This window comes from Paenibacillus sp. MDV22-iso6 (assembly GCF_058408365.1).
The window spans coordinates 64,861-82,411 of the sequence record NZ_JBZVDZ010000006.1 but is presented as its reverse complement, the minus strand read 5'-3'; the positions used below and the strand labels follow the sequence as shown (position 1 = coordinate 82,411).

Sequence of the window (17,551 nt, the reverse complement as noted above, 5' to 3'; positions counted from 1 at the left end):
CACTCCTGCTTATAAGATGCGTACTATTGCTAAACAAACCAAAAATGATAAAACTCTTCCGAAAACCAAAACCATATGATTCCTAATATCATCATGATGCAGCCTAATGCTTTTAATATCACTTCTATCAATTTTGGAATATCTCTGTTTGGAGGGTTGTCCTCAAATTCCCAATTTGGTTTGATTCCCCTATATCTCATCAGAACAAAGCATTTATATAAAATATCAGGAAAGAAATAAAATACAATCCCCAAGACAAACACCGGAATGGATAAATAACCAAATGTGCTGGTCGTCCACTCAATATCAATACCATTTGGTTTCTTCCCATATAGATTCATAGAATTATTTAAAATGCGCCCTTTCCTCTTGGTTAGAACTAAAAATATAATCTGGATACTTGTTTGCAATAGGTGGAAGCTCATTCTCGGGGAAAAATTGCAGATCCATTATCTCTTCATTATCGGATGCCAGTTGTCCAGACTTGATACTGCATTCAAATACGATCGTTAAATATTCAACTTGGTGACCATTACTGTATGTAAACCGCTGCTCTTCACCACCATAAATCCCTATCACTTTCTCCGGTTCTATGATAAGCCCTGTCTCTTCCCATGCTTCTCTTATCATCGCTTGAGCAGGTGTCTCACCGAGCTCGATTGCCCCAGCAATTAAGCCCCAGTTGGTTTCATTATGTTTACGACCGAACAAGATCTCTCCTTGTTCATTTCGGATAACCCCAGCCACACCCGTCATAAAAATAAGCTCGTTTCCGATTTTCCCCCTAAGGTTTTTATAATAATCAGACATGCCCATGTAGAGTATACCTCCTTCTTTCAGTTACTGAATTCCCGCTGTACCATAGGTAGCTTCAATGGCTTGTTTATAATTTTCCCAATGAAAATAAAATGGGCCCACATCTATTTTATTGTCGTTCAATAAGAAATCACTCCAGATTACAACATCATCTTCTCTATCAATCTTCACAGAGATAAATCCACATTCTTCATCTCCACACCAAGGGCATACTAAAATCGGATATCTATAATACATGGATTCATGTGGCTTATTAAGCAGAAAATAGTCAATAAGAAGTCGTTGATATTCGTCGCTTCCCCATCCTAGACAAGGTACTAAATCATGTTTTTCCAGTCTCTGATAGAGCGATCTACCATCAATAATGATGTCTGCAAATTTCGTGTTTTTATTTCCGTCTTGTTCAGGATCGAACTCATCGTATCTTGAAGATAATTTGGTTTCTATTGTACTGATGTTCACTACATTCCCTCCATACTCAACCACTTGGGCTCTGCCTCACTCTTCTTCTGCGAGAATATCTTCACAGCGAACAATAAGTTCAGGCATATTTTCTCCATAGAATAAAACATGAAGCTCATATCCGTTATCGATCCGATACAATTCCTGATACAGCCAGTAACTGCCTACAATCTGCCCTTCTTGCTTGATGATTTCGGGTGCAATCAGCATAAGTTTATTCATATTAGTGAAGCCTCCACTGGTATCAAAACGAATGGCAACTTCCTCTCCCGTCAGCAGTTCCGTCACTGTACAATCATGAAATTGAACTCGGCTATGTATCTCACCTGGAATATCCTGTGCCACAATAGCTTCCCTGTATTCTTTCGATACGCGGTCCAATTATTTATTGTTGTTGTGTGTGGTTGGTTCACTGCCTCCAGAGGACACTATTGGTGGCTGAGCTAGCCTGTTCGATAACCATGAAGCATTTTATTTCATACTCAAATACCTAGTATAATTATGTTAAACTTATAGTAATAAATTTTATTATAATTGGAAGAGGGTTCAGGATGTCCAGAAGTTCTTTGTTAAGAAACTCTGTAATATTAATTATTGCAGCTGCAGTAGCAAGGTTTTTAGGTGTTTTTCAACGTATTCCACTTGTTTATCTGTTAGGAAATACTGGGATGAGTAGTTATGCTATCGCTTTTAATCTTTATTCTACTCTTCTCGTGATAGCTACCGCTGGAATACCTACGATCCTAAGTAAAGTAATTTCTAGCAAAATAGCTGATAATTCAGAAGAAGAAGCTCATACCATTTATCACAGGGCCCTGTTTTTCTCAGTGATAAGTGGTCTATTTATGTGTTGTCTCTTATATTTTATTGCACCAATCTATGCACGGATATCTGGAGATTTAGATGCAGTTTTTTCTATAAGAGCTATTGCCCCTGCTTTATTATTTTTTCCAGCAGTAGCTGTCATGAGAGGCTACTCATTGGGGAATCAAAATGCTATGCCCAATGGTATCAGCCAAATAGTTGAACAAGTTGTAAGACTGATTATTTCAATACTTTTAGCATACTTATTAATTGGTTATGGTTTGATATGGGCAAGTGCAGGTGCATCATTTGGCGGGGTAGCGGGTGGATTGGCAGCACTCTTAACTCTAATTTATTGTTTCAAGAGGAATAAACACCTTAAAACCAAGAAAAAAATTGTGTATTCGTTTGGTGAATTGTTGAATTTTTTTAAGCGCTCATTAAGTACAGCAATTTGGCTAATAAAAATTTCCTTGCCAAATGTAATCTTCTCTATGACAGTTACACTAATTTATAATATTGATACTTCTTCGATCATACCTTTATTAAAAGATAAGTTTACATTAAATGAAGCTAAAGAGTTAATAGGTATATTAGGTGGCCAAGCGCAATCATTAGCCGGAATACCAATTATTATTTCTGTAGCATTTAGTCAATCTATTGTTCCAGTACTATCTGCACTTTATATTAAAAAGAATATGAATGAATTAAAAACAGAAGCATCCAAGTCATTGCGTTTGGGACTTCTAGCTGGATTGCCGGTTGTTTTAGGCATATGTTTTGCTAGTTCCTCTCTTGTTGGTTTTTTATTTAATTACGGGGGAACTGAATTCGGTAAGACATACTCTTCTAATATGGTAATAATGATAACGATAAGCTCTCTCTTTCAAATCTTAATGCAAACTAGCGGCGGTATTCTAATTGGAATTGAAAAATCAAAATATCTAATTATAAGTTTTATAATAGGTGTATCGAGTAAGGTTGTATTAAACTATATTTTATCCGATTACTTTGGTATCTATGGTATTAACGTATCAACAATTATATGTTTTCTTCTTATGTTTTTGTTTAATCTTTCAATAATCAATAAGGTTGTTACATTAAATATACTAGGCTTAAAATGGTTCAATCTAATTCTGTCAACTTCTATTGTTGTATTATTGTCTCTAGGTTTAAACAAATTTGTAGTAAAGAGTTTAAATCTTTTTCCATATGAAAAGCTCAACAATCTACTAGAAGTTGTCTTCATAATGGCATTTGTGTGTGTTTTATACATATCACTTTTAGTAATTTTCAAGTTACTACCTTATAAAGATGTGTTGAATGCCGTGAGCAGATTTAAAAGAAAAACAAGAAAAAATTCATAGATATAGTAAGCTAAGCTTTTTTTAATTCCGTCGCGGGTTCAACCAGCGACGGTTTCTTGGTTTGTTTTTATAAGAATCTTTTATTTTATGATTGGAGGCACTTTACAGGTTCTCTGGCACAAAAGGAAGCAACAGGAAACCCTTAGAAACTCGCTGTAAATTCACCATTGGCAGATCCATTTCGGATCGCCCTCAAGAGGTTCGTTCTCGTGAAACGTTTGGGAACTGGGAACTGGATACAGTTGAATCAGGGGCGCGGGAAAAGTAAAGGATGCGTAGCGACGTTGATTGAACGAAAAACACGCTTGTATACGGCTATTCTCATACCAGATCGTACGAAATTGTCTATGGAAATTGCGCTCGGTGTAGCGAACTCGCAATACCCAACAGGTACCTTCCTCACAGTCACTGCTGACCGAGGGAAGGAGTTCGCTTGCTATGCCAATCTGGAAACCACTCATGACGTGAAATTTTGCTGATCTGTATTCGTCTTGGCTGCGTGGATCCAACGAAAATGCGAATGGATTACTTCGAGAATTTTTCCCTAAAGGCACGGATCTCGCTCAAGTGGCAGAAGAAGATCTCGTCCACTCACTCCACTTCATTAATCATAGACCACGATAATGCTTGGGTTGGAAGACTCAAATCTTTCACAGTGGAACTGTCGCACTAGGTTTGATAATGTGTCTCATACCTATTCTGACTCGTATTTTCTATTTAGATACGATCTGTATAATTGTTTTTCGCAAGCTTACTGAAAGACTGCGTATATACCTCATTAAATAACCATTTGCACTCCCTTGATATTCGCAGCAACTATACGATCAGATCGCTCAGTCAATCTATTACAATTCTTAAGCTTTACGCTTCCTATAGCAAAAAGATACGGTACCCAAAAAATTTGAATTCAACTTTAAGGTTTTAATAAATGGCTAATTATTAAAGGAGTATACGACAAGTGCCTCGGTCCGTAGGAAAATCAAAAAAACAGAATCATTTCTGAAACTCTGATTTTACAAGAATTTTCAGAAATGATTCCGTAGTTAATTTACAGGCTTTGAGAAATCTAGTCATGATTCAAACAGGTTGGAGAAAGACGGTTGTATAATAATGCTGGAGCAGCTGGCACGAAGAAGTGTTACCTAACGAGAGTGAAAAAAGTTTATGATAATTCTTAAACGAAGTTGAGGCGTTTCATACTACTCAATTTTATAATGTGAATCTCTTCATCTAAAATTTCGTTAGGATATTCATTTATCACAATAGAATCTCCCCATGACTTCCTCTTTATCTGAACATACCAATCAGGAGCCTGTATAAAAACTATTGAATTTATAAAGCTGTTATTTTTCAAGAGCTGATCTAATTCATTATACATTTCATTAGTGCTATTCAGAAAAATAATATAATTAGAATTTTCTATGTCAATATTCTTCTCTTTACAATAGTTAATAAGATGAGAGTTTACTGAATTAATCTTAATTAATTTTATGGTTATGTATATTAAATATATAACCATAATAATCAGTGCTCCGATTTCCATATACTCGCCCCTACATTGTAAGATACAGTAAACTACTTAGTAATATTATTAAAATTATATTTCTCGTTAGAGGAAATTCATTAAGGAATTTTATCTTTCCAAAACATGAGCAGGTTCTCTTACTGGAAGAAAATCGCTTAATAATTAAGGCTGCAGTAAATAATAACAATAAAAAAATGGATGAAATTACTGCCCATATAATCAAGGATTGGTGCAGAAAAAAAATAGCTAGCAGAAGTTCAATAACCAAAACTGCAGGAGCTAGAATCCTCGATAACCTGTAGTTTACAAGACCATAAGAATAAATATCTACACTAAAATTAGTGATTCCGGTTATTTTCGAAGAAAAAGAAATAAAAAATATGATTGAGAAGAGTATACTTAATATGTTAGTAATCATATAATCTCCTCCAAGTTATTTATGTTGAAACTTTTCAACAACGAAGTTTTAGCTTATTCCTAGCGTCAGCAATAATAATTCCACTTTCGATTTAGCATTCATCTTAATATATATCCTACTAATATAAGTTCGTACAGTTGACTCGCTTAAACTTAACTCTTTTGCAATATCTTTATAATTCCAGTCATTTATCCATAGTAAAATTACCTGCTTTTCTCTAGTAGACAGTGTCAAACATTCTACTTTTTCTTCTAATTGAGCTATCATAATACGCCCCCCAGTAGTAGATCTAGTTGAATTTAGCTGCGTTGTACCATTTGGATTGACTAGTGTACAATTTTTTATAGTAGCTATCTTTGCTCATTAGTGTGTCATGATTCCCTTGTTCTATTAGTTCGCCGTCTTTCATTACCAATATTTTGTCAGCAAATTTTGTTGTGCTCATACGATGTGAAATGAAAATAGAAATTTTACCTTTAGTAACTTCAGAATACTGTTCTAAGATTTTATTCTCAGCTATCGGATCTAGTGCAGAAAAGGCTTCATCGAATACAACCACCTGTGGAGAAATATATAGTGTTCTCGCTAAGGCTATTTTCTGCCATTGTCCTCCTGAAATTTCAAGACCACCTGTAAATTGGTTTCCAAGTTCTGTATCATATCCTAGTGGCAGTTTATCAATCAATTCACTTAAACCTGCAGTTTGAATCGCTTGTTCGAAATCTTTAATATTCATATGTTCATTTAATGTTATATTTTCCTTAAGGCTTAGATTGTATTGAGAAAAGTTTTGAAAAATAACAGAAACATTATTAACGAAAGATTGGGGATCAATGTCTTTGACATTGATTTCATCATAAAAAACGTCTCCTTCTTGGATTGGGTATAAACCTAATAAGCACTTTATAAGTGTTGTTTTCCCAGCTCCGTTATCTCCGACAACTACCACTCTTTCCCCTACCCCAATATTTAGACTTATATTTTTTAATTGATTTGCATTACTATTTGGATAGTTAAAGCTGATATTCTTTGCTTGTAATCCTTGTTTTAGCTTGGGGAAATTAATCAAGGTCTGGCTACGAGTAGTTCTAACTTCTCCAAAAGAATCTGTGAAAGAAAAGTATTCCATTGCAAACAATGAATTCTCATAAATTGATGAAAATCTAGTTATTATTTCATTAATTATACTTTGTGAAGTGTTTAAAGCTTGTAAAAGTGCTACGAATACTCCGATAGTAATTTTATTTTTACTACCGATCACTATCAAACTAATACTGAGTGCAAATATTACAATCGAATTAGAGAGAAAGATAATTAATGAGTATAAAGACAGTTGTTTTTGTATTTTCATTTCTTTATTCGCAAAAAGATTATAGTATTTTCTCCATCTGTTTAGAAGGAAATCACCATGCTTAAATATCTTTAATTCTGATGAAACTCTTTTCTCTTTAAATAACTCCGAAAAGTAATTCGATTTTCTATTAAGTTCCGTATTCTGCACGACTTTCTGATATTTGTATCTACTCATTTTGATATTAAAAAAATAAATAGGCAAAGCACAGAATATAAAGATCATACTTACGATTGGACTATAAGAAAATAAAATTGAGATAAATCCAACCAACGTAATGAAATTCTTAAGAATGACTAGTAAAGAATCTATGATGCTGACACTTTTTGGTCCTGAGTTAGAAATCCGTTGAGTTTTATTATAAAACTCCCAATTTTCGAATTCCACTAATGGAATGTTTTGAATAGAACGGGAGAACAAGTCTTGAAAATAGAATTCTGTTTTCAGGTCTGTACTTTTTTGTATATAAGTAATCACACTCTGTGCAAGAAAACCTGTTATAAGCAGTATCAGCTGTAAAAATAGTAAATAAAATGACTGAAATAGATACGATTCCACTGCTGGATTCTCTATTACCAATTGAACATTGTTAATTAAATTAGTAGTAATCTTAACCAAAATAACTGGTATTAATGCTTCATATAACATGAATAAACATTTCACAAGAAAGAGAATAGGGTAAGTCTTCATTATCACTTTCATTGCTCGAGCAATTATTCTTAAAACACTAGAAAGTTTAACTTCTGTTTTCATTAATTCCATAAATAGAGCACCTATAATACCTGTATTGGATAACTGTATAATCTATTTTCATTTACATTTAAATCAACAAAAATCATACCTTTGCGACTAATAGGAAATTTAATTTGATAGGTTCCTTCAACTGTTGGGATTTCATTTGATGGTCTTTTGTTATACATGGCTAAATTATCTGTACTCCTGATCAAATTATCATCTTCATCCTTCACCTGAATGTTAAGCTCAAAGCCCCTTTCAGCAGAAAAAAAATCTACTTTGAAATATACAAAAAAATCAATTACACAGGGGAGTGTGTCTAGGTACACTTTGTTTAGAACAATCCCAATCCTGCTCTCGGTTTGGTCCCCTACTCTTCTTGCTTCTGCGTCTTTGCTACAAATCAATAAGCCCTGCATTGGAAGCCTCCTTATCCAAAAAAATAAAATGTTCATAATCATAAACAATGCTATTGTGGATAATCTCATTACTACTTTTAGCTGTGAATAAAACAGAAGGAAATTTCTTTACAGCAAAAAAAGATTCTGACTTTTTGTCAAGTTGTAAGACTTTAAAATTCCATTCAAAGTATGATACAAGCTCTCTGTTTTCTTCAGTACTACCTGTTGACATTAATATCATTTTACGGGGTGCTATTTCACTTTCAATTTTAGATAGATGGGGAAGCAACTCAATGCAATAAGAACATGTTAAAGAAATAAAAAAAATGATACCGTTTGAAAAATCTTCTACTTCTACGATACTATTATTATGGTCTAGTGCGCTAAGAAATGATTTTTCAACTCGTGTAGTGTCCATCAGTTATTTCCTTTCTGCTCATAATAAACCTCCAAAAGATGAAAGGAAAGTCTCTCCAAGTCCTCCTCTGAATTAAAAATGCCTGTTGAGATTATTTGACCCTTGTTATTAAGTATAAGTGCAGAAGGGATGATAGAAACTCCGAATAACTCGTTGACAATTTCCATTTTTAACGGAATCAATTTGACGTGATTTCCGAAGATTTTTTCATCAAGTTTCTTTTCAGATTCATAAAAAATTAAATAGTTAAATCGATCATACAAGGACGAAAATTTAATTATAGGTTGTAAATCGCATGAAGCACATTGCTCACTTACAAAAATAACAATATTTCCTGAACTGATGTTCATTAATGAGTGTAGATTAATTGTTCTATCTTGATCAACACTAATAGTTACGGGCAAATTTTCTCCGATCAGATCATTGAGACTCTCAGTGTTAGCATTAGAATTTTTAAGGAATTTCCTATAGTTCGAAGAATTCATTGTGATTACTCCTTTATAAATAAATAGAAAAGAAGCCCAAGGGCTAACAGCACGCCCTTGGGGACATCTTCTAGTACCAAGAATTTGTGCAGCAGACTCCTGTAGACTGTGTATTACATTCCGCAGTATAAGATCTACCCATTCCTAACAAATCGAAACAATAACTAGTCTCTTTGGTAAATTTCATATACCCACTAGCACAAACATGATTAGTTTGACAAAATGAGATTGAAGAATCGGCACCAGCAGAGCGCGTAAAACCTACTTGACAAGAACATGACATAAAAAAACCTCCTAAAAATTATGTGATTACTATTGCTTATGTAATCTATAAATATTATACGAAAGTATAAAATATAACATAAGTCTTCATATGTACTACATTTACTATATTTTTCTTACTAATATAATAATTTTAATAAATCTCTGTCCTCTAAGATAGGACCAAAATGCTCTTGTAAAAAAAGAAAGATAGTCTGAACCATCATAGATTAAGTATCCCCATAAGATTGAAATCATTGCTGAAATAAGAGAAGCTAACATTCAGAAGTTTTTAATTTAGTGGTGGGAATAAATATCACACCTAATAATAAAGGTTGGCAATTCGTTCACCTTAAACACCTTGATATACCTTTGGTCAAGACCGTCGTTTACGATAAATTCGAAATTGAATTTCGAGGATTTTCGCCAGGAGGACTTTTTTGAATTTCATTTAGATCCAGATAAATTTTATCCCACACATATTGGTTTGCTAACATGGTACGGTATAGATCCCCATTAAATCTATCAATGACTTTAGTTGCAATTCTTTCTCCAAAAATACTGTCAAGTACATCGGTTGCCTGCCCTTTTGTCCATGTTTCATCATACAAAATAGCATTTTTATCGAGCTGCGAACGTTGAGCTGGACTCATTGGATGATGTCTCCACCGAGCTTCCTTATAAATTATCTTGGTATTGATTGTTTGCAAAAAGCTTTCAGCAATACCTTGTATACACTCTAGCGATAAAGCTTCATCATGTAAGGGATACAGCCGCTTATTTGAATGTCCAAATAAAATCCACCAGAGGTTATCATCTTTAATTAAGTAACAATATTGCTTATTGCCAATGCTAATGTAGTAAGCACTACCGGAGATAGAGTTCCATAAATAGATCGTCTTTGTAGAGAAAAGATTAATCTCATGCATTTTCTTACCATGTTCAAAGGCAATTTGATACAGACTCTCCTGAAATTCAAGGACGGATTCCCTATCCTCAAGCATTTCATCTTTTAGGATATCTTCATCGATTTCCTCATCATCTTCTATTCTCCCTGGAGGAAAGAGATCGATGAGTGTTATTAAAGAGTGTTTCTTTGATGAAACACCAACAATGTCAAGAACAAGGCAATCGACTTTATCCGGAAATATTCGGGTCCCCCGTCCAATGCACTGAATATATAAGCTCTCACTTTTAGTGGGTCTCGCCATCATAATACAACTTACACCAGGTTCGTCAAAGCCTTCCGTTAAGATCATACAATTCACCATGACTTGTAGAATGCCCTTAGAAAAATCAGCGAGCAAGTGATCGCGAGTCTCTTCAGGCAATGAACCATCAATGCCGGCAGCATTCACACCATGAGAAGATAAGCGATCGGCAATTTCGTAGGTTTGTTTCACATTTACAGCGAATATAATCGTTTTTCTCTCTTCGCCATGTTCTAAATACGCCTGGACTATTGTATCGATAACACTTTCTTGGCCCATTTGCTCACCCAGTTGTTTTTCGTTAAAAACACCAGCAAGTGTTTGAACAGAATCCAGATTGAGTTCATCTGCAATAATCTTCTTACCCCTGATGTCACAAAGATACTTTGATAGTATGAGGTCCAAAATCGTTTTTTCATATACAATCTCCTCATACACCTGTCCTAAAGCTTGCCGGTCAAGTCTGTTCGGGGTCGCGGTTATCCCGAGTAATTGTGGACCATCAATGTCAAAGCAACCCAAGCTCTAAGACCTTGTATGAACCCTTTGAGACACTATGATGTGCCTGATCATAAATAACAAGCGAAGGTCTAACCATCTGCCTGCCGCGGACTAACGTTTGAGTAGATGCGACAATGACGTCGACTTCTTGCTCGTTGTCGGCGCCCTTCACAGCAGCGTAAAGGGATTTCGTTTCAGTACTGAAACAAACAGGACAACTGGTTTTTTATTGTCAATGTTTAATCCGTATCGTAAATGTTTGGGCTGTATATCATTCCGCTGCGCAAAAAGTACTACCCGATCATCCATAAACAATTGCATATTTGTAGCGATCGTTACCATAATACTAGCTAAGATTTTATCTGAGCCAGCTAGCGGTAGCGACATGTTAAGCCAGGTTGAATCTCCACCGCTCTTTCCCTGGATCTCGAATGCAAGTCCGCCATTTATTAGAATGAGTTGTGCAATCTCTTTATTTCTGCATAATCTTTGGCCACAGATAACGGGTTGTAACCCGGGAAGTGATTTTCAAAAGGAGATAACTGGATGGTATCGAATCCACGTTTCCGTAGTTCGGGACCTGTTTTCCAATACAGTTCACCTTTGGGATCTGTCACCACCGCGGAAACCCACTGATCTAGCTCTAAAAGATTGGGTATAAAGAATGTACTCGATTTACCAGATCCGGTTGGCTGATTAATGCTAGATGTTCGAATGAAAGTTTCTGAGACATCCTGACTTCTTTTCCGAGGATAAATCCCCCTTTTCCAATCACCGGTCTTAATGCCCTATGATCCATTAAACTGGCGGTACCTCGATTGTTAACAGTAGCAGCAGCTGAAGCCATGGTTATTCCTCCTAATTTCAATAGAAAAGGCGTTCGAAGAAACTCCAGGTAAGATCCTGAGAGTCTCTCCAAACGCCTTATTGGAGTAGTTTTGTGTAATTTATGATTTACACTTAATTGGATTGTACATTACATTGATTTTAAATGGTAGTGCGACTATTATTATTATTATTATTTCCATCTCTCTTGTATTTTCCGCACTCTGTTTCTTTAACTGAAGCAATATTTCTCTTGTGCAATACCCGAGCGTAAACACACGGATATCTGCAATTTGCTCAAAGATTCCCTTTTGGCAAACGCTCTGCCTTATGCTCGAAATTCCACTCCATCGCTTCTTTGTACTTTCTTTGCACTTTTTCTCATCAAAAGGAGGACAGGCATCATATTCGGCAATGAGATTTTCGATATGCGTTCGCTCTTCCAGCGGCATGTGGTAAACCATCTGATCCTCTTCCTTCACCTCTCCCCCACTAAAAGCTTTGTCTACACGAGTGAGCACCTGACCATCATGCTCGAGCATGAAACGGGGGTCCATGTTATATATCTCGCGCTCCTGCTTTATATGTTCTATTTCCTTTCTTTTATACAGCCGTTGAAAAAGAGCCTCGTTCAATTCGTAAGCTTCGCTATGTACTCTCATGCCAAAATGAAGACCGGTCCGCTGGCAGGTTTCATACCATTCTTTCGTTAGATATTTCATGGGCATCCCTCCTGCTGATGTTCGGGATTAGACATTAAATTCACCGCTTGCAGATGTAAGTAAACGGCAATATTCAATTTGCTATTGAAGCATATACCTTTTTAATTTGTGATGAAAATTTAGCTGCACCCGGAATACCTGTATGTTTGTAATATGCAGTTAACTGTTTTGGATGATTTTTGACCATATCATACTCAATGATGGTGTCAGCGATGACAGACCTGGCAAAACCTAAAACCTCGACAACTTCAGATCGATCTCCTGCATCAGGCTCCTCCCCCTCTGGGAATTCCCCATCCGGGTCATCGTCCAACTGCTCACTGAACGTTAATCGAGTCGCCACATAAGACATAATCTTGCCCTTGTCCTCGGCAATCTGCTCCATAATCCACTGAACACATTCTTCTTCTGCTGGAGACGAGACCCTAAAGCCCTCCAGAACATATTTACGTTCTTTAAAAGAATCCATTAAAAGATCTGTTTCATAGTTGGCATGCTCGCCAAACTTGAGGTGAGGTTTAAGCTAACGAGCTCAGCAATGACGTTTTTATACCAATCGCTTGTTAGAAATTGTTCTACTGTTTTCAACAAGTACACCTCCGGAACTTTCAGATTTTATTTTGGCAAAACAGCATTACGCCTCATCATCCTCATGACATGACGGTCTCAATGAAATAAACGTACGAGTCTACGTCAAGGTTTGAAAGAACTTGTGCTTCATATCTTTATGATTCCGTGCTGCCCATGCATGTAACCCCTCTAATCCTTGGGTCTCCTGATTTCTTTGGAAATAAAAGCATAAATCCATCGGCACTAAACGTTTTCCATAGAGTTTGATACCAATCCGTTTGTAATTCACATAAATACACTCAATCTGGGATGCATCGTATTTCCGATGTTTTGTAGAAATCACATGATCGCTTTCCAGCGTAATGCTCGGTTTTGTAAAAAACAAACGCCGGATCAAAAAAATGATATAACCCAGAATAAAGGTCAATATAATGATTAGGGAATACTTCAGAATACCATTTTCGTCGATTATAATATTTCTGAAAAAAATAACCTCAATGGCCAGCATGCATATTAAATTCAGTACAGCTCTGGGGTAAGTCGTCGAATATGTGATAAGATATTCCTCCTATTCTTTCTCTCCATTGGTACTTGCTATGTTCAAGATTTAGTCGGACAGACTGGCTCTCGTCTACATATCTATGGGAGATCCCTGATTAAAGTCGTCTACGTTTACCTACTCATCCCTCTCTATTCGACTAATTTGGTTGACAGATCACCAACATATGGATTAGCGTTATCATCTATCACTTAACTGGAGCAGGTTCACCTCTTCAACATTCTGGAGAGTCAAACTCCTCCAAAACCTTGAACTTATCCCCGTGAACCTTTTCGAGGTGCTCCTCTCCCCAATAGCACAAAAAGTCCAAAGCAGGTTTGAGTCCCCAACCGTAACTCGTTAACTCATATTCCACTTTTGGAGGAACCTCCGAATACACCTTTCGCTGCACGATCTCGTCCTTTTCCAAACCTCTGAGCTGCGTTGTCAGCACTTTCTGCGTGATGTCCGGTATCAACCGACGCAGCTCCGATGTACGTTTTCGCCCTGTCATCAAATGATAAATAATCAACGGCTTCCACTTTCCGCCCATCACTTCCAAGGCCGCCTCCACACCGACTTTATATTTCTTTGGAGTGCTCGTTTTTCCATGTTCCGTCAACTTTTAACCCTCCTTCATCAAGCTGTTGCCGAGGTAAAATCATAACCTTCATATTTCTCTTCGTTTCGTTATTTGAACTCCATTTCGAGGCAGTGATTCAGGGTACTTTGATGTTCCTATGGCACCTCATTCTTCCTATAGTACATCAAAGTGCGTACTTCCAGATGTTTTCATACCTGTTTATAATAGCATCAGCCAGCGATTCATGGCTACAAGACAGCAATGCAGAAAGGTAGTGAAAGATAAGATGAATGTATTAGTCGTTGTGTCTCATTCGAGAAAAGATTCCCTGACCTTCCAGGTTACCGAGCATTTCGTGCAGGGCCTTGCCGAGGCTGGTCACGATTTTGAGATATTGGATTTGCATGGCATTGGCTTCAACCCTGTTCTCCAAGGCATAGATGAACCTGACTTTACCAAGGAACATCAGGTTTTCTCCCCTGAGATAGAAGCGGAGATCGAACGATTGAAGAAGCACGATGCTGTCGCTTTTGTGTTTCCTCTCTGGTGGTGGCATCTGCCAGCCATGCTGAAAGGGTATGTGGATCGTGTAATGAACAACGGGTTTGCCTACGGCTCGAACAAGCTTCATCATCAGCAGATGTTATGGATTGCTCTAGCAGGCGTGACGGAAGAACAGATGCAAAAGCGAAACTATGATGAATCGATCACCAATTTGCTTAATGTGGGTATTGCCAATTACTGCGGCGTGCCTCAGTCGAGCGTTGAATTTTTATATGAAACGCTGGATGCGCAGCCTGAGCATTATGAGGCACTTCTGAAACTGGCGTATCAGTTAGGATTGAATTATGCCAACGATAATCCGACTCTATGACGGTATTACGACCCCTATATAGGGTCTGAAGTTTTGTTGTAAGTTCGGTGGCTTGAAGCCTTTTTTGTGCAAATAAATCACGTTAACCATCACGCTAATCTCTCGAGTTTAAGAACAACTACTTTTTAACACGGCAAAAAGGTCGCTCCGAAGAGCGACCCTACCTTTGTGTCATTCATTATTTTACTGTCGAGAGAAGAAACTTCTCCAGCATGGTGATATCGGTGATATTATGGTTACTCAGATAGGTTGTATATGTGTAATCCATCAACTCCAGAGTTATGTTTACGTTCTTAATATCGTTCTGTAAACCTACTCATCCACCAATCCCTCTTCATTAAATATTCAACTTTGATTGGCATAATAATGTATTCTTCCGTTACTTCAATCAGCTCATTGGGACCGTTATAGATTAAATCCACATTTAAGTGAAACGGTTTAATTTTTCTACCCACTTCATCTTCAAATTCTTGAACATAACGTATAAGGTCAGGTATCCCTTCCCAGTAATTCATTGCAGCTTGCCCGCCCGCAGGCATGTACCACCACTGCCTAAAGGATGGCCATAAATGAACCAATACCTCCCTTAATTCATGTTGTTCAACTAACTCAAAGTCGGGCAGTCCTAGCACAAATGATACATGATTACTATTTTTATGCGCCTTTTGGTTAATGCTGCGATCCCAGAACCATTTCCATTGTATTTCAAGTTTTTGATGAAGTTCATCTGATTCTACCATTTGCCGGGATGGCCATAGAATATTCTCATTGATGTCCTCTTTAAGAAGGCCATACGTACTCGCTACATAGATCAAAAAGTTCAATTCAAAATCACTGGATATACAAACAGACCATGAGTTATGGTTTTGAATCATTGACATTTCTCCTTTCACCCAAAATGCATAAATTTAACGTTGATCATGCGATTTGAGAGATATTTCTTTTCCTATCTTACTGCACTCGTAAAACTCGCTTTAAAAATAAGATCATATACATATGTGTATGAATTATAATATTCAAGTGCCTGTTTTCTTTCTTCGTAAAACGACTTCAACCTCTCTTTGTCTCCAGTATCGACATAAGCGATTAACTCACGGCTTGCTTTTTTGTATGCTTCTACACTTTCTCTCGCAGGTGCAAAATCAAACGAATTAAAGTCTAGCACGGGAGTAAAGTCCTCCGGTCGGATTCCCGCATTTGATTCAGCTTCCGCTATGAACTCGTGTAATTCCGAGAAATCTACCGGCTCTTCCAGCAGCACATTGCCCAAAATGTGAACCACTTCCTGATCTATCTTGTTGAATCGAGTTGTAAAGACATGATTAAGCACATGCATCTCCATCAAATTTCTGGTGTACAGAAAATAGCTATTGACCAAATGAAGCGTTGAGTTTTTATACTCTACCGAGAATCTCGCACCTCGAAGGATATTAGCCGGGATATATACTCGGCCGTCTATCATTTTCGCTTCGGCACCTGCCTGTGTTTTGAGTTCCTTTTCATTAAAAATCACGCTGATTTTCTTAGGTGCACTTGAAACGGTATGAGCCATGGAGCAGCTTAATAACGCTACAGCAAGTGTAAACATCATCATCTTTTTCACTATGTACAACTCCTCAATATGAATAGTCAGGATATACTTGCATTTTATTTTTCTCATCGTACCATTTTATTCAAATAAAGGTAATAAACTACATACGTGCAACATCTTTCTCCACACAAAAAAGAAGCCACCTCCCTGGCCTTCCCCAGTTCAGTGACTCCATTTTACAACCCTATTCTAACCCTTACATTCAACTACTCCTTCACAGCCCCAACCACGATCCCAGTCACGAAATAACGTTGCAGGAACGGATACACGAGCAGGATCGGCAGCGCACTGATGAAGATCTGTGATGCCCGAATGGTCCGTTGGGACAGATTCGCAACAGCTTCCGGATCGAGCTTCGACATATCGGCCTGCACGATGATCGTCTGCATGAATGTCGCGAGTGGCAGCTTTTCTGCATCACGGATGTAGATGATCCCGTCAAAGTACGAATTCCAATGTCCAACCATCATGAAGAGCGAAACGGTTGCAATAACGGGTACGGAGACAGGCAGATAGATTTTGATAAACGTCTGAAAATGACCTGCGCCATCGATAAATGCAGCTTCCTCCAGATCCTTTGGAACGGTACGAAAGAAATTCAGCAGCAGAATAATGTTGAACACCGCAACCAATCCCGGCAGGATCAAGGCCAGCAATGTATTCATCAGTCCCAGCTTCAGAATCAGAATGTACCCCGGAATGAGACCACCGCTAAACAGCATCGTGATGACAAAATACCACAGATAGATGTTGCGTGCACGGAACACCCGTGTCTCTTTGGAGAGCGCGTAGGCTGCAATCGTATTGACGATTAACGCGAGCCCTGTTCCCAGTACCGTCCGCTCCACAGACACCCACAGGGAGGAGAGGAAATTGCTATTGGCGAACGTCTTAGCATACGCCTCCAGTGTAAAGCCAATCGGCCAGAACGTCACCAGTCCAGCATTGGCAGGAGCAGATGCGCTCAGTGATACCATGAGTAAGTGATACAAAGGCAGCAAGCAGAGCAGCGAAAGGACGGTCAGTAACACATTGTTGATTATGCTGAATATGCGGTAAGGCATCGTTTTATGATACATGAGTTCGTCATCCT

22 protein-coding genes and 1 pseudogene are annotated in these 17,551 nt (G+C 37.5%); 3 read left to right on the top strand and 20 right to left on the bottom strand.

Annotation, left to right across the window (positions count from 1 at the left end; all coding sequences use genetic code 11):
• Nucleotides 1-29 precede the first annotated feature (29 nt).
• The 4 genes from AC4PM4_RS17595 to AC4PM4_RS17580 are packed head-to-tail and all read right to left on the bottom strand — an operon-like array spanning nucleotide 30 to nucleotide 1,659.
• A complete protein-coding gene (locus AC4PM4_RS17595; RefSeq protein ID WP_090808402.1) occupies nucleotides 30-341 on the bottom strand; it encodes a hypothetical protein in 312 nt (103 codons plus the stop codon).
• A gap of 4 nt (nucleotides 342-345) precedes the next feature.
• On the bottom strand, nucleotides 346-816 hold the full coding sequence (locus tag AC4PM4_RS17590) for an NUDIX domain-containing protein (protein ID WP_491614159.1): 471 nt from the start codon (nucleotides 814-816) through the stop codon (nucleotides 346-348).
• A 24-nt stretch (nucleotides 817-840) separates the two neighbouring features.
• Nucleotides 841-1,278, bottom strand: coding sequence for an oxidoreductase (locus AC4PM4_RS17585; protein WP_491614158.1), 438 nt, complete (start codon nucleotides 1,276-1,278; stop codon nucleotides 841-843).
• 36 nt (nucleotides 1,279-1,314) lie between these two features.
• On the bottom strand, nucleotides 1,315-1,659 hold the full coding sequence (locus tag AC4PM4_RS17580) for a DUF4085 family protein (RefSeq protein ID WP_491614157.1): 345 nt from the start codon (nucleotides 1,657-1,659) through the stop codon (nucleotides 1,315-1,317).
• 170 nt (nucleotides 1,660-1,829) lie between these two features.
• On the opposite strand from AC4PM4_RS17580, the gene AC4PM4_RS17575 reads away from it, so the two are divergent.
• Together AC4PM4_RS17575 and AC4PM4_RS17570 are read left to right on the top strand one after the other, a co-directional pair.
• Entirely contained in the window at nucleotides 1,830-3,449 is a 1,620-nt protein-coding gene (locus tag AC4PM4_RS17575; protein ID WP_491614156.1) for a putative polysaccharide biosynthesis protein, read from the top strand.
• Between the two features lie 121 nt (nucleotides 3,450-3,570).
• Nucleotides 3,571-4,073: pseudogene (locus AC4PM4_RS17570) on the top strand (IS30 family transposase); the annotation flags it as partial.
• Nucleotides 4,074-4,623: 550 nt separating this feature from the next.
• On the opposite strand, the gene AC4PM4_RS17565 reads toward AC4PM4_RS17570, so the two are convergent.
• The 13 genes from AC4PM4_RS17565 to AC4PM4_RS17505 all read right to left on the bottom strand — a co-directional run bounded on the left by AC4PM4_RS17565 (nucleotide 4,624) and on the right by AC4PM4_RS17505 (nucleotide 13,963).
• Entirely contained in the window at nucleotides 4,624-4,992 is a 369-nt protein-coding gene (locus tag AC4PM4_RS17565) for a hypothetical protein (RefSeq protein WP_491614155.1), read from the bottom strand.
• 10 nt (nucleotides 4,993-5,002) lie between these two features.
• Nucleotides 5,003-5,392 carry a MauE/DoxX family redox-associated membrane protein gene (locus tag AC4PM4_RS17560; RefSeq protein ID WP_491614154.1) on the bottom strand — a complete coding sequence of 130 codons (390 nt, stop codon included), beginning with the start codon at nucleotides 5,390-5,392 and terminating at the stop codon, nucleotides 5,003-5,005.
• Nucleotides 5,393-5,440: 48 nt separating this feature from the next.
• Nucleotides 5,441-5,659 (bottom strand): response regulator transcription factor, encoded by a 219-nt coding sequence (locus AC4PM4_RS17555; RefSeq protein ID WP_491614153.1) that lies wholly within the window; start codon nucleotides 5,657-5,659, stop codon nucleotides 5,441-5,443.
• A gap of 22 nt (nucleotides 5,660-5,681) precedes the next feature.
• Entirely contained in the window at nucleotides 5,682-7,505 is a 1,824-nt protein-coding gene (locus AC4PM4_RS17550) for an ABC transporter ATP-binding protein (RefSeq protein ID WP_491614151.1), read from the bottom strand.
• An 11-nt stretch (nucleotides 7,506-7,516) separates the two neighbouring features.
• Nucleotides 7,517-7,897: a hypothetical protein gene (locus AC4PM4_RS17545; protein ID WP_491614150.1), complete on the bottom strand. Its 381-nt coding sequence runs from the start codon at nucleotides 7,895-7,897 to the stop codon at nucleotides 7,517-7,519.
• Nucleotides 7,875-8,297 carry a thioredoxin domain-containing protein gene (locus AC4PM4_RS17540; RefSeq protein WP_491614149.1) on the bottom strand — a complete coding sequence of 141 codons (423 nt, stop codon included), beginning with the start codon at nucleotides 8,295-8,297 and terminating at the stop codon, nucleotides 7,875-7,877. Before AC4PM4_RS17540 ends, AC4PM4_RS17545 begins: the two co-directional genes overlap by 23 nt.
• On the bottom strand, nucleotides 8,297-8,782 hold the full coding sequence (locus tag AC4PM4_RS17535; protein WP_491614148.1) for a hypothetical protein: 486 nt from the start codon (nucleotides 8,780-8,782) through the stop codon (nucleotides 8,297-8,299). The genes AC4PM4_RS17540 and AC4PM4_RS17535 overlap by 1 nt, the downstream gene beginning before the upstream one ends.
• 650 nt (nucleotides 8,783-9,432) lie before the next feature.
• Nucleotides 9,433-10,776 (bottom strand): DEAD/DEAH box helicase, encoded by a 1,344-nt coding sequence (locus AC4PM4_RS17530; RefSeq protein ID WP_491614147.1) that lies wholly within the window; start codon nucleotides 10,774-10,776, stop codon nucleotides 9,433-9,435.
• A 428-nt stretch (nucleotides 10,777-11,204) separates the two neighbouring features.
• Entirely contained in the window at nucleotides 11,205-11,414 is a 210-nt protein-coding gene (locus tag AC4PM4_RS17525; protein WP_491614317.1) for a type IV secretory system conjugative DNA transfer family protein, read from the bottom strand.
• Nucleotides 11,399-11,602, bottom strand: coding sequence for a hypothetical protein (locus AC4PM4_RS17520; RefSeq protein WP_491614146.1), 204 nt, complete (start codon nucleotides 11,600-11,602; stop codon nucleotides 11,399-11,401). Before AC4PM4_RS17520 ends, AC4PM4_RS17525 begins: the two co-directional genes overlap by 16 nt.
• Nucleotides 11,603-11,702: 100 nt before the next feature.
• Nucleotides 11,703-12,302: a hypothetical protein gene (locus AC4PM4_RS17515; protein WP_491614145.1), complete on the bottom strand. Its 600-nt coding sequence runs from the start codon at nucleotides 12,300-12,302 to the stop codon at nucleotides 11,703-11,705.
• A 73-nt stretch (nucleotides 12,303-12,375) separates the two neighbouring features.
• Nucleotides 12,376-12,771: a hypothetical protein gene (locus AC4PM4_RS17510; RefSeq protein WP_491614144.1), complete on the bottom strand. Its 396-nt coding sequence runs from the start codon at nucleotides 12,769-12,771 to the stop codon at nucleotides 12,376-12,378.
• Nucleotides 12,772-13,645: 874 nt separating this feature from the next.
• Nucleotides 13,646-13,963 (bottom strand): winged helix-turn-helix transcriptional regulator, encoded by a 318-nt coding sequence (locus AC4PM4_RS17505; protein WP_176854745.1) that lies wholly within the window; start codon nucleotides 13,961-13,963, stop codon nucleotides 13,646-13,648.
• 316 nt (nucleotides 13,964-14,279) lie between these two features.
• Here AC4PM4_RS17505 and AC4PM4_RS17500 point away from each other — a divergent pair, with 316 nt between their 5' ends.
• Complete coding sequence (locus AC4PM4_RS17500) at nucleotides 14,280-14,867, top strand: NAD(P)H oxidoreductase (RefSeq protein WP_063564043.1); 588 nt, start codon at nucleotides 14,280-14,282, stop codon at nucleotides 14,865-14,867.
• Nucleotides 14,868-15,160: 293 nt separating this feature from the next.
• On the opposite strand, the gene AC4PM4_RS17495 is transcribed toward AC4PM4_RS17500, so the two are convergent.
• The 3 genes from AC4PM4_RS17495 to AC4PM4_RS17485 all read right to left on the bottom strand — a co-directional run bounded on the left by AC4PM4_RS17495 (nucleotide 15,161) and on the right by AC4PM4_RS17485 (nucleotide 17,537).
• Nucleotides 15,161-15,742, bottom strand: a complete 582-nt coding sequence (locus AC4PM4_RS17495) for a hypothetical protein (protein ID WP_491614143.1) — start codon at nucleotides 15,740-15,742, stop codon at nucleotides 15,161-15,163.
• A gap of 71 nt (nucleotides 15,743-15,813) precedes the next feature.
• Nucleotides 15,814-16,470: a hypothetical protein gene (locus AC4PM4_RS17490; protein WP_491614142.1), complete on the bottom strand. Its 657-nt coding sequence runs from the start codon at nucleotides 16,468-16,470 to the stop codon at nucleotides 15,814-15,816.
• 194 nt (nucleotides 16,471-16,664) lie between these two features.
• On the bottom strand, nucleotides 16,665-17,537 hold the full coding sequence (locus tag AC4PM4_RS17485) for a carbohydrate ABC transporter permease (RefSeq protein ID WP_491614141.1): 873 nt from the start codon (nucleotides 17,535-17,537) through the stop codon (nucleotides 16,665-16,667).
• Nucleotides 17,538-17,551 lie beyond the last annotated feature (14 nt).

What these genes read in the sequence shown, in the direction of transcription:
- AC4PM4_RS17560 (WP_491614154.1), bottom strand. Translation starts at nt 5,392, where the DNA reads ATGATTACTAACATATTAAGTATACTCTTCTCAATCATATTTTTTATT.
- AC4PM4_RS17495 (WP_491614143.1), bottom strand. Translation starts at nt 15,742, where the DNA reads ATGATTCAAAACCATAACTCATGGTCTGTTTGTATATCCAGTGATTTT.
- AC4PM4_RS17515 (WP_491614145.1), bottom strand. Translation starts at nt 12,302, where the DNA reads ATGAAATATCTAACGAAAGAATGGTATGAAACCTGCCAGCGGACCGGT.
- AC4PM4_RS17510 (WP_491614144.1), bottom strand. Translation starts at nt 12,771, where the DNA reads ATGGATTCTTTTAAAGAACGTAAATATGTTCTGGAGGGCTTTAGGGTC.
- AC4PM4_RS17520 (WP_491614146.1), bottom strand. Translation starts at nt 11,602, where the DNA reads ATGGCTTCAGCTGCTGCTACTGTTAACAATCGAGGTACCGCCAGTTTA.
- AC4PM4_RS17485 (WP_491614141.1), bottom strand. Translation starts at nt 17,537, where the DNA reads ATGTATCATAAAACGATGCCTTACCGCATATTCAGCATAATCAACAAT.
- AC4PM4_RS17575 (WP_491614156.1), top strand. Translation starts at nt 1,830, where the DNA reads ATGTCCAGAAGTTCTTTGTTAAGAAACTCTGTAATATTAATTATTGCA.
- AC4PM4_RS17550 (WP_491614151.1), bottom strand. Translation starts at nt 7,505, where the DNA reads ATGGAATTAATGAAAACAGAAGTTAAACTTTCTAGTGTTTTAAGAATA.
- AC4PM4_RS17540 (WP_491614149.1), bottom strand. Translation starts at nt 8,297, where the DNA reads ATGGACACTACACGAGTTGAAAAATCATTTCTTAGCGCACTAGACCAT.
- AC4PM4_RS17500 (WP_063564043.1), top strand. Translation starts at nt 14,280, where the DNA reads ATGAATGTATTAGTCGTTGTGTCTCATTCGAGAAAAGATTCCCTGACC.
- AC4PM4_RS17535 (WP_491614148.1), bottom strand. Translation starts at nt 8,782, where the DNA reads ATGAATTCTTCGAACTATAGGAAATTCCTTAAAAATTCTAATGCTAAC.
- AC4PM4_RS17505 (WP_176854745.1), bottom strand. Translation starts at nt 13,963, where the DNA reads ATGGGCGGAAAGTGGAAGCCGTTGATTATTTATCATTTGATGACAGGG.
- AC4PM4_RS17545 (WP_491614150.1), bottom strand. Translation starts at nt 7,897, where the DNA reads ATGCAGGGCTTATTGATTTGTAGCAAAGACGCAGAAGCAAGAAGAGTA.
- AC4PM4_RS17555 (WP_491614153.1), bottom strand. Translation starts at nt 5,659, where the DNA reads ATGATAGCTCAATTAGAAGAAAAAGTAGAATGTTTGACACTGTCTACT.
- AC4PM4_RS17565 (WP_491614155.1), bottom strand. Translation starts at nt 4,992, where the DNA reads ATGGAAATCGGAGCACTGATTATTATGGTTATATATTTAATATACATA.
- AC4PM4_RS17590 (WP_491614159.1), bottom strand. Translation starts at nt 816, where the DNA reads ATGGGCATGTCTGATTATTATAAAAACCTTAGGGGGAAAATCGGAAAC.
- AC4PM4_RS17595 (WP_090808402.1), bottom strand. Translation starts at nt 341, where the DNA reads ATGAATCTATATGGGAAGAAACCAAATGGTATTGATATTGAGTGGACG.